Origin of the sequence: Streptomyces thermospinosisporus (assembly GCF_039526425.1) — a bacterium.
Classification (GTDB): Bacteria; Actinomycetota; Actinomycetes; order Streptomycetales; family Streptomycetaceae; genus Streptomyces; species Streptomyces thermocarboxydovorans.
This window is the reverse complement of sequence record NZ_BAAAIZ010000047.1, coordinates 33,459-48,956: the sequence shown is the minus strand read 5'-3', so window position 1 is coordinate 48,956 and position 15,498 is coordinate 33,459. Positions and strand designations below refer to the sequence as shown.

The following is a 15,498-nucleotide window of genomic DNA, read 5'->3' as shown; positions in this document are numbered from 1 at the left end:
CCGGCCCCGGCGTCCGGCGGTCTCGACCCGCGCGGGCTCTGGCCGGACATCCTGGAGGCGGTCAAGAACCGCCGTCGCTTCACCTGGATCCTGCTCAGCCAGAACGCCCAGGTGAGCGGCTTCGACGGCACCATCCTCCAGCTCGGCTTCGTCAACGCGGGCGCCCGGGACAACTTCCTCAGCAGCGGCAGCGAGGACGTGCTGCGCCAGGCGCTGGCCGAGCAGTTCAACGTCCAGTGGAAGATCGAGGCGATCGTCGACCCGCCCGGCGGCGGGGGCTCCCCGCCCGCGGGCGGCCCCGGCGGTGGCCGTTACGGCGGCGGAGGCGGCGGCATCGGCTACGGGCCCGGCGGCGCGGGCGGCGCCTCCTACGGCGGCCCGGGCAGCGGCCCGGGCGCGGGCCCGGGTGGCGCACCAGGGGGCGGTCAGGGTCCCTCGGCGCCGCACAGCTCAGGCCCCGCGGCATCCGCCTCCGCGCCGAGCAGTCCGGCCGCCTCCGCCCCGGCGGCACCGCGGCCCGCCGCCCCGGAGGCGCCGACCCCGGTCTCGCCCGAGGACGACATCCCGGAGGACGACGACCCCGACCTGGACGAGTCCGCCCTCTCCGGGCAGGAGCTGATCATCAAGGAGCTGGGCGCGACGGTCGTCGAGGAGATCACGCACGAGTAGCGGCACCGGCATCGCCGGTGCTCGGAGGAAAGATCACCGGGGAGGAAAGATCACCGGGGTTCGGGGGAAAGTACAAAGGCCCTTCCCTCCCCTCTTCGGAAGCCCGCACAAAGCGATGCGCCCGGCTCCCGTTAGGCTGACCCCCGTGAAGGTCCTCGTCATCGGAACCGGCGCCCGCGAACACGCCCTGTGCCGCTCCCTGTCCCTCGACCCCGACGTCACCGCCCTGCACTGCGCCCCCGGCAACGCCGGCATCGCCGAGATCGCCGAACTGCACCAGGTCGACGCCCTGGACGGCGCCGCCGTCGCCGCGCTGGCCGGCCGGCTCGGTGCGGATCTCGTGGTGATCGGCCCGGAGGCGCCGCTCGTCGCCGGTGTCGCCGACGCCGTGCGCGAGGCGGGCATCCCCGTCTTCGGCCCGTCCAAGGAGGCCGCGCAGCTCGAGGGGTCCAAGGCCTTCGCCAAGGACGTGATGGCGGCGGCCGGTGTGCCCACGGCACGCTCCTACGTCTGCACCACCGCCGAGGAGGTGGCGTCCGCGCTCGACGCCTTCGGAGCCCCCTACGTCGTCAAGGACGACGGGCTCGCCGCCGGCAAGGGCGTGGTGGTCACCGACGACCTGGAGGCGGCCAAGGCGCACGCCGTCGCCTGCGACCGGGTGGTCATCGAGGAGTACCTCGACGGCCCGGAGGTCTCCCTGTTCGCCGTGACCGACGGCGAGACGGTGGTGCCGCTGCAGCCCGCCCAGGACTTCAAGCGCGCCCTGGACGGCGACCAGGGTCCGAACACCGGCGGCATGGGGGCGTACTCACCGCTGCCGTGGGCCGACCCGAAGCTGGTCGACGAGGTCAAGGAGACGGTGCTCCAGCCGACCGTCGACGAGCTGCGCCGGCGCGGGACGCCGTTCTCCGGCCTGCTCTACGCCGGTCTGGCGATCACCTCGCGCGGTGTGCGCGTGATCGAGTTCAACGCCCGCTTCGGCGACCCGGAGACCCAGGTCGTGCTGGCCCGGCTGAAGACCCCGCTCGCGGGGCTGCTGATGGCCGCCGCCACCGGCAACCTCGCCCACCTGGAGCCGCTGCGCTGGAGCGACGAGGCCGCGGTCACCGTCGTGGTCGCCTCCCGCAACTACCCGGGCACTCCGCGCACCGGTGACCCGATCACCGGCCTCGACGAGATCGCCGCCCAGGACGCGCCGCACACCTATGTGCTGCACGCGGGGACCCGCAAGGAGGGCGACAGCATCGTCAGCGCGGGCGGCAGGGTGCTCTCCGTGACGGCCACCGGCGCGGATCTCACCGAGGCCCGCGAGCGCGCCTACCGGTCGGTCGCGCGCATCCGGCTGGAGGGCTCCCAGCACCGCACGGACATCGCCGCGAAGGCCGCCGAGGCCGCGGCGCAGGGCGCGTAAGCCGAGCAACGGCAGAGCAACGGCAGAGGAAAGGCGGAGGAAAGGCGCGCAAACCGGCACGCTCATCCGCACAACGCCCCAGGCCCCGGATCCGCCTCAGGATTCGGGGCCTGATCCTTGCTGTCCGTCATCCACCTTTCCCCAAAGCCATTCCATCGAGTGAGCGATGAGCTATCCGGCTGACGGGGGACGGGGCCCCAACTATGGTGCCGCGCAAGCGTTCCGGCACTTGGCCCACCGGCATTGCGATGTCAGTGGCGGGTGCCACAGTGGGGGAGTGAGCAAAGCCAGGACAGCGTCGGGACCGTCGGGAGGGGGTGAGGTCGGGTCATGAGCGGACACGGCATGGGTGTGGAGACGGGCGCACAGGCCGCGCGTTCCCGGGCGGTCGCCGTGCTGCGGGTGCGCAGCCGGGCCCTGGCCGTCGCCCTGCTGCCCGCCGCCGCTGCCGTGATCCTGCTCGCCGGCGGCTCCACGGGCCATCTGCCCGGCACGGGCTGGGACGTGGCCCGCTCGGTCGTCACCCCGGTCGCCGTCCTGGTCCTGCTGGCCGCCGCCGGGGTCGCCCTGGTCGTCGCCCGGTCCCGGCCCGCCGTGAGCCCCACGGTCGCGATCACCGAGGAGGCCGCCCCGGACCTGTACCGGATGGTGCGCGACCTCGCCGACCGCCTGGACGTCCCTCCCCCCTCGGCCATAGCGCTCACCCCGGACTGCGACAGCTGGCTGGAGGACCGCACCCACCCGGCGCACGACCCGCCGCCCGAGGCGGAGCACGACGACATAGCCGGCGCGGGCGAGGACCCGCCGCACCGCTCGCCCACCGCGCCGGTGCTGGTCATCGGCTCGCCGTTCCTGTGGTGGATGCGGGTCGGCGAGCTGCGCGCCGTCCTCGCGCCGGTGGTGGCCGGTACGGGGCCCTCTGCGCATCCGGACATAGCCGCGGCCCGGCGCTTCGTCCGCGGTCTCGACGCGGCAGTGGCCGTGGCCTCGGCGCCCGGCCGGGGGCCGGCGTACCGGGCGGTGCTCGCCGGTGTCGGCTGGGTGGCCCGCCTGCTGCTGCGCAGCTGCCGGGTGCATGCCGCGGAGATGGAGCGCGGGGTCGCCTCGGCGGCGGCCGAGCGTGCACAGGCTGTGGACTACGGTCTGCGGATCCTCGCCCAGGAGCAGGTGGGGCTGGCCTACGCGGGCTGGGACCGGCTGCTGACCCGGGTGGCGCTGCCCGCCTGGCGGATGGGCCGCTGGCCCTCCCGGCTGAACGCGGGCGTGGTGGCGGCCCTGACGGAGCTGTCCCGCCGGGACCGGCTGGCCGAGGGCTTCGCCTCCCGGCTCGGCGAGCGCCCCGCGTGCGACCTGCTGGAGGAGCCCGGCATGGTGGACGAGGCGACCTCGCTGCTCGCCGCCCGCCTGTTCCACGGCGGCCCCGCCGACCCCGACCAGGACTGGTCACCGGTCCACTGGGCCGACTACCCGGAGGAGGTCGTCGACCGCAAATGGCGCGCCGACGCGGCCCGCCTGCACCGCGTCCTGGACACCCTCGGCGTCCGCCCCGCCCCCGCAGACGACCCTCCGGGTTCCGCTGCTCCGACCCTCTCCCGCGTCCTCGAGCACCTGACGACCCCGTCGGCCCAGGACCGGTCCCCCACACCGGCCGACGCGACCGGCGCCACGCCCGCGGCCCAGGACACGGCGCCCGCTGCCCCGGCCCGCGCAGCCCAGCCCCCAGCCGCCGCGGCCCCCGCGACCTCCGACTCTGCGACCTCGGCCTCGGCCTCGACCTCCACCTCCGCGACCCCGGCCCCCGCGGCCTCGACCTCCGCGACCTCGCCCCCCGCGCGTCCCGGCCCGGCCGGCCACGACCCCGCCGCACCCGCAACCGCACCCGCCCACATCGCCGACCCGGCTTCCCCGCCGCCGTCCCCCTCCCCGTCGCCGTCGGCACCCATGCCGTCCCCCTCGCTCCCGTCCGCCCCGTCCGCTGCCGTCGCGGACGACGACGAGGAGCTCGCCCCGACCACCCCGAGAAGCGCCGCCCTGGCGGCCCGCCTCAGCGCCGAGCTGGCCCGTGAGGAGGCCGCCGCCGGCACCGCCCGCGCCACCCGGGGCGCCTCCGCCGAGCCGGGCCCGGAGGCCGGAGCGCTCTGGGACGACCGAGCCCTGCCCCTCTTCCCGCTCCAGCCCCGGCGCACCCCGCGCGAGCTTCTGGCCGACCACATCACCGCGATGGTGTGCTGCGCGGCGATGGACACGGCGGGCGCGGTGCCCGGCCTGGACTGGCTGGACGGGCCGGTCCTCCTGGTCAGCGGCGAGCGCGCCCCCGACCTGTCCCCGCAGGTCCTCACCCTGATCGAGAGCGGCGACCCCTCCGCGCTGCGGCTGTGGCTGACCCGGCAGGGCATACGCCCGGAGAAGACCGTCCGCCTCGTCTGAGCCGTCCCCGCCGGCCGGCCTCTCGGAGCCCACCCTTCCGCTTTCGGTCAATTCGCGACGAACGGTGACGGAGCACGTGCGCAATGTGATGTGCTGGGACCGTTCGTGCTCAGTGGCAAGGGCGCGCGACATACGACAAACACATAATGGCGGAGGGGAGTTGCCATGGGTTCACAGCGGATCCGCCGCTGGGAGTCCGGAGCGATGGCGCATGCCGTGACGGACCCTTTCGGGCAGGGTCCCCTCCCGTGGCTGCGCGGCAGCGAGACGTACGTCGACGAGACCGGCAAGCTCGTCCCCTGGTACGTGGACCCCGACCCTGAGACGCACGCCCCGCGGCGCCCCGGCGCACCGAGGATTCCCGCCCCGCGCCGCTCCTCCGGGCCCCGCGCCGCCGACGACGTGCACCGCCAGATCAAGGGCTTCGCCTCCACCGGAGGCGTCGCGCCCGGCGAGGCGATCGACTTCCACATCACCGTCGACCCGCCCCAGGACTTCGACGTCGACATCTACCGCATCGGCCACTACGCCGGACACGGCGCCACCAAGATCACCTCCAGTCCCCGGCTCTCCGGCATCGTGCAGCCGCCGCCGCTCACCGCCGACCGCACGGTCTCCTGCCACCACTGGTGGCTGTCCTGGCGGCTGCCCGTCCCCTCGTACTGGAGCAACGGCGCCTATGTGGCGGTCCTGACCACCGCTGACGGCTACCGCTCCCACGTCCCCTTCACCGTCCGCGACGACCGCCCGGCCGACCTGCTCCTGGTCCTGCCCGACATCACCTGGCAGGCGTACAACCTCTACCCCGAGGACGGCCGCACCGGCGCCAGCTTCTACCACGCCTGGGACGAGCAGGGCCGCCTCCTCGGCGAGGCCGACGCCGCCACCACCGTCTCCTTCGACCGGCCCTACGCGGGCGCCGGCCTGCCGCTGCACATCGGGCACGCCTACGACGTCATCCGCTGGGCCGAGCGCTACGGCTACGACCTCGCCTACGCCGACGCCCGCGATCTGCACGCCGGCCGGATCGACCCCGCCCGCTACCGGGGCATCCTCTTCCCCGGCCACGACGAGTACTGGTCGCAGCCCATGCGCAGCGCCGCGGAGCACGCCCGCGACCAGGGCACCTCCCTGGTCTTCCTGTCCGCCAACACCCTGTACTGGCAGGTGGAGCTGGCCCCGGCCCCCACCGGAGCCCCTGACCGGCTGCTGACCTGCCGCAAACGCCGGGGGCCCGGCCGGCCGGCGCTGTGGAGGGAGAGCGACCGCGCGGAGCAGCAGCTGCTGGGCATCCAGTACGAAGGCCACGTCCCCGAGCCGCACCCGCTGATCGTCCGCAACGCCGGTCACTGGCTGTGGGAGGCGACCGGGGCGCACGAGGGCGAGGAGATCGAGGGCCTGGTCGCGGGCGAGGCCGACCGCTACTTCCCGCGCACGCCGCTGCCCGAACACGAGGAGCGGGTGCTCCTTGCGCACTCCCCGTACACCGACCGCCACGGCGCCCGCCGCCACCAGGAGACGTCCCTGTACCAGGCGCCCTCCGGCGCCTGGGTCTTCGCCTCGGGCACCTTCGCCTGGTCCCCGGCCCTGGACCGGCCCGGCCATGCCGACCCGCGCATCCAGCGCGCCACCGCCAACCTTCTCGACCGCATCTGCAAACGCGACTGAGCCCGGGCCGCGGGTCCCGCTGTACGGGGCGTTCCTCCCGTACGGGAGAATCGGGGCATTGGACAGAACCACGGGGAGGAACCGTGTCCGGATTCGTCGAGAAGCCCGAGCCGATCCAGGTGCCGGGTCTGGTGCACTTGCACACCGGCAAGGTGCGCGAGCTGTACCGGAACGAGGCGGGCGACCTCGTGATGGTCGCCAGCGACCGCATCTCCGCCTACGACTGGGTGCTGCCGACCGAGATCCCCGACAAGGGCCGGGTGCTCACCCAGCTGTCCCTGTGGTGGTTCGACCAGCTCGCCGACCTGGTCCCGAACCACGTCCTGAGCACCGAGCTGCCCGAGCACGCCCCCGCCGACTGGGCCGGCCGCACCCTGGTCTGCAAGTCGCTGGACATGGTCCCGGTGGAGTGCGTGGCCCGCGGCTACCTCACCGGCTCGGGCCTCGCCGAGTACAACGAGTCCCGCACGGTCTGCGGGCTCGCCCTGCCCGAGGGCCTGGTGGACGGCTCGGAGCTGCCCGCGCCGATCTTCACCCCGGCCACCAAGGCGGCCGTCGGCGAGCACGACGAGAACGTCTCCTACGAGGAGGTGGCCCGCCAGGTCGGCGCCGACACCGCGGCCCGGCTGCGCCAGGCGACGCTGGCCGCCTACTCCCGCGCCCGGGACATCGCCCGCGACCGGGGGATCATCCTCGCCGACACCAAGTTCGAGTTCGGCTTCGACGGCGACGAGCTGGTCATCGCCGACGAGGTGCTCACCCCCGACTCCTCCCGCTTCTGGCCGGCCGAGCAGTGGGAGCCGGGCCGCCCGCAGCCGTCGTTCGACAAGCAGTACGTCCGCGACTGGCTGACCTCGCCCGAGTCCGGCTGGGACCGCAAGAGCGAGCAGCCCCCGCCTCCCCTGCCGGAGAAGGTCGTGGAGGCGACGCGCGCCAAGTACATCGAGGCCTACGAGCGCCTCACCGGCGTCACCTGGAGCTGAGCCCCGCCGCCGCAGCAGGGGGCGGTACGACGAAGGCCCCGGTCGGTGACCGGGGCCTTCACTGCGAGCGGACGACGAGGCTCGAACTCGCGACCTCAACCTTGGCAAGGTTGCGCTCTACCAACTGAGCTACGTCCGCGTTGCGCCGTGGCGCGAGAGCAACTATACCCAACCTCGCTCGCGGGCGAGACGTACCGCCGCATGACGGTTCTCCGCCCCGAGCTTGGAGACGGCCGAGGAGAGATAGTTCCGCACGGTGCCCTGGCTGAGCGCGGCCCGCTCGGCGATCTCCGCCACGGGCGCACCGTCGGCGGCCAGTTCCAGCACCTCGGCCTCGCGCGCGGTGAGCGGCGAGTCACCCGCGGCGATCGCGTCCGCGGCCAACTCCGGATCCACATGACGGTTTCCGGCGTGCACCGTGCGGATGATCTCCGCCAGCCGCTGGGCGCTGACGGTCTTCGGCACGAAGCCGCGCACACCCGCCGCGAGCGCCCGCTTGAGATGCCCGGGGCGGCCGTGGCTGGTCACGATCATGACCTGGCAGGACGGCAGTTCGGCGCGCAGCGATGTGGCGACCTTCACACCGTCCGCGCCGGGCATCTGCAGATCCAGAACGGTCACATCGGGTTCATGGGCCCGCGCCATCGCCAGCGCCTCCGGCCCGGACGCCGCCTCGGCGACCACGACCAGGTCGTCCTCCAGCGACAGCAGCGCCGCCAGCGCCCCCCGGATCAGATGCTCGTCGTCGGCGAGCAGCACCCGCACCCGCTCGCTCACACGACCACCGCCGTCAGCGGCACCTCTGCCACCACCGCCAGGTCGAGGCGCCGCCGTTCGCCCCCGGACAGCTGCTTGACGCGTACGCCGCTCTTCCCTGTGAGCCCGACGCGCTCCAGCACGTCGGCCGGCGGGCGTGCCCCGCTCACGCACCCGGCCCACACCGCGCGGTCTCCGTGACGGTCAGGTCGGACGGGAAGCCGCCCTCCTGGAGCATGACCCCGGTCCGCGGCCGGACGACGGCCCGCTCGGCGAAGGGGTCGTGGCCCAGCACCCGCACCCGTCCCCCGGTGGGCGGGGCGAGCCCCTCCAGCAGTTCGACGGTGGAGGTCTTGCCCGCGCCGTTGGTGCCGAGCAGCGCGAAGATCTCACCGCGGCCCACCGAGAAGGTGATGCCGCGCACCGCCTCGAACCCGCCCCCGTAGACACGCCGCAGGTCGGTGACCTCGATCACGTGCTCGTGTTCGTTCGCTCTCATGGCTTCAGCGTCCCGGCCGGCGGACCGCCGCGGCAGTGCGCGCTGTCATCACCGGACATGACAAATGTCAGATGGCGAGCGCCGAGAGCCCGCAGTCGGTCAGAAGCGGGCAACTCCGGTACGGGAACGCCGGAACACGAAAAGACCCCGGCCCAATGGACCGGGGTCTCATTCCCGAGCGGACGACGAGGCTCGAACTCGCGACCTCAACCTTGGCAAGGTTGCGCTCTACCAACTGAGCTACGTCCGCATTGCCTCCGACCAGCTTTCACCGGTCGGTGCGAGCACCAGCCTACCTGATCCACCACAGTGGTCGGTACGCGATGCAGAGCGGGTGACAGGAATTGCACACTGCGCCTTCCCCCTGGAAGGGGGATGTTCTACTACTGAACTACACCCGCCTGGCTGACCGGGCCGGGCCCCTGAGGCCTTGCCCGTCGGCGTGTCCCCGACTCTAGCTGATCAGCAGGGGTGCTGCGCAAGTCGGTTGCCCGCCAGGGCCGCTGAGGCCCCGTCGGACCGCCGACCGGGGCCGCACCGCCGGGGCCGCGCCATCGAGGGAGCCTCACTGCCCTGCGATCACGGCGCCGCACTCCACTCATCACGGCGCCGCACTCCACTCATCACGGCGCCGCACTCCACTCATCACGGCGCCGCACTCCACTCATCACGGCGCCGCACTCCACTCATCACGGCGCCGCACTCATCACGGCGCCGCACTCATCACGGCGCCGCACTCATCACTGCGCCGCACTCATCACTGCGCCGCGCTCACTGCGCCGCGCTCACTGCGCCGCGGCGAACGCCTCGTAGATCTTCTTCGGGATCCGGCCGCGTGCGGGCACGTCCATGCGGTTGGCCTGCGCCCAGGCGCGCACCGCCGCCGGGTCGGGGGCGACCTGCGTCTGCCGGTAGGCCTTGCCGGAGCGCGAGCGCTTGCGGCCGGCCTGCACATACGGGGCCAGCGCGGACCGCAGCTTGGCCGCATTGGCTTCATTGAGGTCGATCTCATACGACTTGCCGTCGAGTCCGAAGGCGATCGTCTCCGCCGCTTCCGAGCCGTCGATGTCGTCAAAGAGAGTGACCACGACCTTCTGCGCCACGAATATCGGTCCCTTCCGGAGCACGGCATACAGCTCAGCTGCGATGACGTGCCGACTTGTCGGTTATTGCCAATTCATTTCTACCGCGCGCGGCAATGGAATGTGAAGCCCGACTAAAACGCTCCGCGTGTCCGCGTGCAATGGGTATCACGAATCATTCGGCAATCTATCCCTGATTTTTTCTCGGGTGACCTCTTCGGTGCCCGATCGTGATGACGCTCACGTAGTTTCCTACAACTCTACTCGCGTAGAAATTTTGTACGGGTAGTCTGAAGGAACCTGCTCAGCACCACACACCGGGAGTGCCAGTGGCACGCGTCGTAGTCGACGTCATGCTCAAGCCGGAGATCCTCGACCCCCAGGGCCAGGCGGTGCAGCGCGCACTGCCGCGGCTCGGTTTCGAAGGGATCTCGGACGTCCGTCAGGGAAAGCGTTTCGAACTGGAAGTTGACGGGCCGGTCGACGAGGCCGCGCTCGCCCGCATCCATGATCTTGCGGAATCCTTCCTCGCCAACACCGTGATCGAGGACTTCACCGTGCGGGTGGAGTCCGAAGAGGCAGTCGCGGAGGCCGCGAAGTGACCGCTCGTATCGGCGTCGTCACTTTCCCGGGCAGCCTCGACGACCGGGACACGCAGCGCGCGATCCGACTGGCCGGCGCCGAACCCGTGGCGCTGTGGCACAAGGACAAGGACCTCAAGCAGGTCGACGCCGTGGTGCTGTGCGGCGGTTTCTCCTACGGCGACTATCTGCGCGCCGGGGCCATCGCCCGCTTCTCGCCGGTGATGGACACCGTCATCGAGCAGGCCAGGGCCGGCCTCCCCGTGCTCGGCATCTGCAACGGCTTCCAGATCCTCACCGAGGCCCATCTGCTGCCCGGGGCCATGCTCGGCAACGACCACCTGCACTTCATCTGCCGTGACCAGAAGCTGCGGGTGGAGAACGCGAGCACGGCCTGGACCAGCGACTACGAGCAGGGCCAGGAGATCCACATCCCGCTGAAGAACATGGACGGCCGCTATGTGGCCGACCGGTACACGCTGGACAAGCTGGAGGCCGAGGGCCGCGTCGCCTTCCGCTACCTGGACTTCAACCCCAACGGCTCGCTCAACGACATCGCCGGCATCACCAACGAGGCGGGCAATGTCGTCGGCCTGATGCCGCACCCCGAGCACGCCGTGGAGCCGCTGATCGGTACCGGCCGTACCGACGGGCTGCCGTTCTTCACCTCGATCCTCAAGAAGCTGGTCAACGCATGAGCCGGACTCCTCTGGACACGGTCGAGCACGCGGCCGCGACCCCCGACGTCGAGCTGCCCTGGGCCGAACTCGGCCTGAAGAAGGACGAGTACGAGCGGATCGTCGAGATCCTGGGCCGCCGCCCCACCGGCGCCGAGCTCGCCATGTACTCGGTGATGTGGTCCGAGCACTGCTCGTACAAGTCCTCCAAGGTCCACCTCCGCCAGTTCGGCGAGAAGGCCCCCGAGAACGACGCCCTGCTCGTCGGCATCGGTGAGAACGCCGGCGTCGTCGACGTCGGCCAGGGCTACGCGGTCACCTTCAAGGTCGAGTCGCACAACCACCCGTCCTACGTCGAGCCCTACCAGGGCGCGGCCACCGGCGTCGGCGGCATCGTCCGCGACATCATCGCCATGGGCGCCCGCCCGGTCGCCGTGGTCGACCCGCTGCGCTTCGGCGCCGCCGACCACCCCGACACCAAGCGCGTGCTGCCCGGCGTCGTCGCCGGCATCGCCGGCTACGGCAACTGCCTGGGCCTGCCCAACATCGGCGGCGAGGTCGTCTTCGACGCCTGCTATCAGGGCAACCCGCTGGTCAACGCCGGCTGCATCGGCGTGATGCGGCACGAGGACATCCACCTGGCCAAGGCCTCCGGCGCCGGCAACAAGGTCATCCTGTACGGCGCCCGGACCGGCGGCGACGGCATCGGCGGCGCCTCGATCCTCGCCTCGGAGACCTTCGACGACGCCAAGCCGTCCAAGCGCCCCGCCGTGCAGGTCGGCGACCCCTTCCAGGAGAAGCTGCTCATCGAGTGCACCCTGGAGGCGTTCAAGGAGAAGCTGGTCGTCGGCATCCAGGACCTCGGCGCGGCCGGTCTGTCCTGCGCCACGTCCGAGCTGGCGTCCAACGGCTCCGGCGGCATGCGCGTCACGCTGGACGACGTGCCGCTGCGCGACTCCACGCTCTCGCCGGAGGAGATCCTCATGAGCGAGTCGCAGGAGCGCATGTGCGCGGTCGTGGAGCCCGACAAGGTCGACCGCTTCCTGGAGATCTGCGACAAGTGGGACGTGATCGCCACCGTCATCGGTGAGGTCACCGACGGCGACCGCCTGGAGATCTACTGGCACGGCGAGAAGATCGTCGACGTCGACCCGCGCACCGTGGCCCACGAGGGCCCCACCTACGAGCGCCCCTACGCCCGCCCGGCCTGGCAGGACGAGCTGCAGGCGGACGACGCCGGCAAGCTGCCCCGCCCGCAGTCGGGCGAGGAGCTCAAGGAGCAGGTCCTCAAGCTGGTCGGCTCGCCGAACCAGGCGTCCAAGCAGTGGATCACCCAGCAGTACGACCACTTCGTGCAGGGCAACACCGTGCTGGCCATGCCGGAGGACTCCGGCATGATCCGGATCGACGAGGAGAGCGGCCTCGGCGTGGCGATCGCCACCGACGGCAACGGCCGGTACGCCAAGCTCGACCCGTACACCGGCGCCCAGCTGGCCCTCGCCGAGGCCTACCGCAATGTGGCCACCACCGGCGCCAAGCCGCTCGCGGTCTCCGACTGCCTGAACTTCGGCTCGCCCGAGGACCCGGCGGTGATGTGGCAGTTCGCCGAGGCCGTGCGCGGTCTCGCCGACGCCTGCCGGCAGCTCGGCACGCCGGTGACCGGCGGCAATGTCTCGCTCTACAACCAGACGGGCGAGGCCGCCATCCACCCGACCCCGGTCGTGGCCGTCCTCGGCGTCATCGACGACGTGGCCCGCCGCACCCCGGTCGCCTTCCAGGAGGAGGGCCAGCTGCTGTACCTCCTCGGCGACACCCGTGAGGAGTTCGGCGGCTCGGCCTGGTCCCAGGTCATCCACGACCACCTCGGCGGACTGCCGCCGAAGGTCGACCTGGAGCGCGAGCGGCTGCTGGCCGAGATCCTGATCTCCGCCTCCCGCGACGGCATGATCGACTCCGCGCACGACCTGTCCGACGGCGGCCTGATCCAGGCGGTCGTGGAGTCCGCGCTGCTCGGCGACAAGGGCGCGCGGCTGGTCGTCCCGGACGGGCTGGACGCGTTCACCTTCCTGTTCTCCGAGTCGGCGGGCCGCGCGGTCGTCGCCGTGCCGCGCTCGGAGGAGCTGCGGTTCACCGACATGTGCCGCGCGCGGAACCTGCCCGCCACCCGCATCGGCGTCGTCGACGGCGACACGGTCGAGGTGCAGGGCGAGTTCACGCTCACCCTCCAGGAGCTGCGCAAGGCCCACGAGGAGACGATCCCGGCGCTGCTGGCGTAGCCGTCCCACCCGAACGGCCTCCGTACGCACCGCTCGAAGCCCCGTCCCGGTCCGCCGGGACGGGGCTTCGGCGTTCCCGGGCCCGGATCCGAGCGGCGACCTCGCTTGCACGTAATTACGTACTTCCGTAATCTCGTAGCCGTGGAACTCGAAGTACGCGTCGCCGATCTCGAACGCCGTATCGCGGCACTGGAGGACGCCGAACGCCGCGCACCGCGCCTCGGGGAGGGGGACTTCTGGGCCCTGGACGGGCTGAAGGCCCAGCTCGCGGAGCTGCGGGCGGACGACGGGGGCGTGCTGTTCACCGGCGCGGTCCGGCTGCCGACCGGGGAGCGCTGGGAGTGGCAGCACGGCGCCCTCACCGAGGGCCTGCTGGACGACGACTGGCCGGCCGCCGCGGACGCGCTGGCCGCGCTCGGTCACCCGGTGCGGCTGCGGCTGCTGAGGGAGATCCTCGGCGGCCGTCGCACCGCGGCCGAACTGGCGGAACTGGAAGGGGTCGGCACGACCGGCCAGATCTATCACCACCTGCGCCAGCTCACCGCCGCCGGCTGGCTGCACACCACCGGCCGGGGCCGCCACGAGGTGCCCGGGACCAGGGTCGTGCCGCTGCTGGTGGTGCTCTCCGCGGCGCGCAACTGACCGCACGGGCCAGGCACGGAGCCGAAGGGCCCGAGGCAAGGCGCGGAACTGACGTGACCGACACACAGGGATGAGCCATGACCATGACCGCACGCAAGCTCGTCAAGACCGCCTACCGCGCCCTGCTGATCGTCTTCTTCGGCCTGGTGATCGCCCATGCCGCGCTGGACCTCGGCCACCCGGTGTGGTGGGACTTCACCACGCTCCTCCTCGCCTATGCGCTGCTCATAGCCGCGGGCCGCTGGGGCGGAGCCCCCGACAGCCCCCGCAACGCCCGTGAGCCCGTCGAGGTGGAGCCCCCGGTCACCGGCCGCTGGATCGCGATGAACAGCCCGGCCGACCGCACCCCGAGCCACCACACCCACGCCTACGGCCAGACCTTCGCCATCGACGTCGTCGCCGAGCCCGAGCCCGGCTCCCGTCCGGCGTTCCGCGCGCTGTGGCCCGTGGCCCGCCGGGGCGGCGACTTCCCCGCCTTCGGCGCCCCGCTGCACGCCGTGGCCGACGCCACCGTCGTACGCGCCACCGACCGGGCCCGCGACCACCTCAGCCGCAACTCGCTGCCCGCGCTGGCCTACCTGATGATCCTCGAGGCCAACGTCCGGGACCTGCTCGGAGCCGGCAAGATCCTCGGCAATCACCTCATCCTCGACCTCGGCGACGGCACCTGCGCGCTCTACGCCCACCTCCGGCGCGGCTCCCTCACCGTCCGCGAGGGCGACCGGGTGCGCGCCGGACAGGTCCTCGCCCAGGTCGGCAACTCCGGCAACTCCACCGAGCCCCACCTGCACTTCCAGCTGATGGACCACGCCGACCCGGACATCGCGCGCGGCATCCCCTTCACCTGGCGCGGCATCGGCGTCCCCCGCAACAACGAGGTGTTCGAAGTACCCGCAGCACCCGCACCGAAGGCCGGCACCCCGGCATAGGCTGCCGCCATGCCACCGGCCAAGAAGCGCACCCGCTCCTACGACTACGCCAAGATCCGCGCCGCCGTCCTGGCCCAGTTCGGGAACGTCCGCCGTGCCGTGCAGGGACTCGACGAGGCGCAGCTCGCCCTGCCCACCCGGCTCGGCGACTGGACGGTCCGGGAGCTGGCCGTGCACCTGACGATGGGCGTGGACACGGTCCGCCGGGGCCTGGAGCGCGAGGAGCCCGCCAGGGCCGAGCTGACCCTGCTGGACTGGCCGTCCGCCACCGCCCGCGGCTCCGAGGTCATCGCCGAGGGCGCCCGGGACCTGGCCGCCGCCCGGCCCGACCTGGACGCCCTCTACGCGGAGACCGAGGAGCGCCTGGTGAAGGCGCTGGACCAGGCGCCCGGGGACCGGCTGATCGCCGTCCGCACCGGCGCCATGACCCTCGCCGACTTCCTGGTGACCCGCACCGTGGAGCTGGTCGTGCACACCGACGACCTCAACGCCGCCGTGCCCGGCCTGGACGTCCCGCAGGAGCGGCAGGCACTCGCCGCCTGTACCCGGCTGCTGGCCGACGCGCTCGCCGCGCGGGTGCCCGGCGGGGCCACCGAGGTGCGGATCCCGCCGTTCGCGGTGGTGCAGTGCATCGAGGGGCCCCGGCACACCCGCGGCACCCCGCCGAACGTCGTGGAGACCGACCCGCTGACCTGGATCCGGCTGGCCACCGGTCGCACCACCTGGGCGGACGCGGTGTCCGAGGCGCGGGTCAGCGCCAGCGGCGAGCGGGCGGACCTCAGCCCGTACCTGCCGCTGATGGGCTGACCGGACCCGATCGGTCAGGACCGGTCGGGTCCGGGCCGATCGGCCAGGACCGGTCGGCGGGGGTGGAACGGGGGTGGAACCAGCCGCTCCG

Annotated in this window: 12 protein-coding genes, 3 tRNA genes and 2 pseudogenes; 11 read left to right on the top strand and 6 right to left on the bottom strand. The window is 72.5% G+C overall.

What is annotated here, in order from left to right; all coding sequences use genetic code 11:
• The 5 genes and pseudogenes from ABD207_RS17310 to ABD207_RS17290 form a co-directional block, all read left to right on the top strand.
• Positions 1-669 (top strand): annotated as a pseudogene (locus tag ABD207_RS17310) (DNA polymerase III subunit gamma and tau); the annotation flags it as partial.
• Between the two features lie 145 nt (positions 670-814).
• Positions 815-2,080: a phosphoribosylamine--glycine ligase gene (purD, locus tag ABD207_RS17305; RefSeq protein ID WP_344013973.1), complete on the top strand. Its 1,266-nt coding sequence runs from the start codon at positions 815-817 to the stop codon at positions 2,078-2,080.
• A 330-nt stretch (positions 2,081-2,410) separates the two neighbouring features.
• Positions 2,411-4,507, top strand: coding sequence for a hypothetical protein (locus ABD207_RS17300; RefSeq protein WP_344013971.1), 2,097 nt, complete (start codon positions 2,411-2,413; stop codon positions 4,505-4,507).
• A gap of 165 nt (positions 4,508-4,672) precedes the next feature.
• A complete protein-coding gene (locus ABD207_RS17295) occupies positions 4,673-6,175 on the top strand; it encodes a N,N-dimethylformamidase beta subunit family domain-containing protein (RefSeq protein WP_344013969.1) in 1,503 nt (500 codons plus the stop codon).
• A gap of 83 nt (positions 6,176-6,258) precedes the next feature.
• A complete protein-coding gene (locus tag ABD207_RS17290) occupies positions 6,259-7,158 on the top strand; it encodes a phosphoribosylaminoimidazolesuccinocarboxamide synthase (protein ID WP_344013967.1) in 900 nt (299 codons plus the stop codon).
• A 66-nt stretch (positions 7,159-7,224) separates the two neighbouring features.
• On the opposite strand, the gene ABD207_RS17285 is transcribed toward ABD207_RS17290, so the two are convergent.
• The 6 genes and pseudogenes from ABD207_RS17285 to ABD207_RS17260 all read right to left on the bottom strand — a co-directional run bounded on the left by ABD207_RS17285 (position 7,225) and on the right by ABD207_RS17260 (position 9,516).
• Positions 7,225-7,297 (bottom strand) — tRNA-Gly (locus ABD207_RS17285).
• 23 nt (positions 7,298-7,320) lie between these two features.
• Positions 7,321-7,923: a response regulator gene (locus tag ABD207_RS17280; RefSeq protein ID WP_425580740.1), complete on the bottom strand. Its 603-nt coding sequence runs from the start codon at positions 7,921-7,923 to the stop codon at positions 7,321-7,323.
• Between the two features lie 44 nt (positions 7,924-7,967).
• Positions 7,968-8,413 (bottom strand): annotated as a pseudogene (locus ABD207_RS17275) (ATP-binding cassette domain-containing protein); the annotation flags it as partial.
• Between the two features lie 177 nt (positions 8,414-8,590).
• Positions 8,591-8,663, bottom strand: a tRNA-Gly gene (locus tag ABD207_RS17270).
• Positions 8,664-8,742: 79 nt separating this feature from the next.
• Positions 8,743-8,814, bottom strand: a tRNA-Gly gene (locus ABD207_RS17265).
• Between the two features lie 384 nt (positions 8,815-9,198).
• On the bottom strand, positions 9,199-9,516 hold the full coding sequence (locus tag ABD207_RS17260; RefSeq protein ID WP_344013963.1) for a histone-like nucleoid-structuring protein Lsr2: 318 nt from the start codon (positions 9,514-9,516) through the stop codon (positions 9,199-9,201).
• Positions 9,517-9,824: 308 nt separating this feature from the next.
• On the opposite strand from ABD207_RS17260, the gene purS reads away from it, so the two are divergent.
• The 6 genes from purS to ABD207_RS17230 all read left to right on the top strand — a co-directional run bounded on the left by purS (position 9,825) and on the right by ABD207_RS17230 (position 15,407).
• Complete coding sequence (gene purS / locus ABD207_RS17255; protein WP_167996801.1) at positions 9,825-10,097, top strand: phosphoribosylformylglycinamidine synthase subunit PurS; 273 nt, start codon at positions 9,825-9,827, stop codon at positions 10,095-10,097.
• On the top strand, positions 10,094-10,774 hold the full coding sequence (gene purQ / locus ABD207_RS17250; RefSeq protein WP_344013960.1) for a phosphoribosylformylglycinamidine synthase subunit PurQ: 681 nt from the start codon (positions 10,094-10,096) through the stop codon (positions 10,772-10,774). Before purS ends, purQ begins: the two co-directional genes overlap by 4 nt.
• Positions 10,771-13,029 (top strand): phosphoribosylformylglycinamidine synthase subunit PurL, encoded by a 2,259-nt coding sequence (gene purL / locus ABD207_RS17245; protein ID WP_344013957.1) that lies wholly within the window; start codon positions 10,771-10,773, stop codon positions 13,027-13,029. Before purQ ends, purL begins: the two co-directional genes overlap by 4 nt.
• A gap of 141 nt (positions 13,030-13,170) precedes the next feature.
• Positions 13,171-13,671: an ArsR/SmtB family transcription factor gene (locus ABD207_RS17240; protein WP_344013955.1), complete on the top strand. Its 501-nt coding sequence runs from the start codon at positions 13,171-13,173 to the stop codon at positions 13,669-13,671.
• 83 nt (positions 13,672-13,754) lie between these two features.
• Positions 13,755-14,600 (top strand): M23 family metallopeptidase, encoded by an 846-nt coding sequence (locus tag ABD207_RS17235; protein ID WP_344013979.1) that lies wholly within the window; start codon positions 13,755-13,757, stop codon positions 14,598-14,600.
• 9 nt (positions 14,601-14,609) lie between these two features.
• Positions 14,610-15,407, top strand: coding sequence for a maleylpyruvate isomerase family mycothiol-dependent enzyme (locus ABD207_RS17230; protein ID WP_344013953.1), 798 nt, complete (start codon positions 14,610-14,612; stop codon positions 15,405-15,407).
• Positions 15,408-15,498 lie beyond the last annotated feature (91 nt).

Bases quoted from the DNA above. Each gene is read 5' to 3' on its own strand.
- ABD207_RS17300 (WP_344013971.1), top strand. From the start codon at position 2,411: ATGAGCGGACACGGCATGGGTGTGGAGACGGGCGCACAGGCCGCGCGT.
- ABD207_RS17295 (WP_344013969.1), top strand. From the start codon at position 4,673: ATGGGTTCACAGCGGATCCGCCGCTGGGAGTCCGGAGCGATGGCGCAT.
- purL (WP_344013957.1), top strand. From the start codon at position 10,771: ATGAGCCGGACTCCTCTGGACACGGTCGAGCACGCGGCCGCGACCCCC.
- ABD207_RS17235 (WP_344013979.1), top strand. From the start codon at position 13,755: ATGACCGCACGCAAGCTCGTCAAGACCGCCTACCGCGCCCTGCTGATC.
- ABD207_RS17230 (WP_344013953.1), top strand. From the start codon at position 14,610: ATGCCACCGGCCAAGAAGCGCACCCGCTCCTACGACTACGCCAAGATC.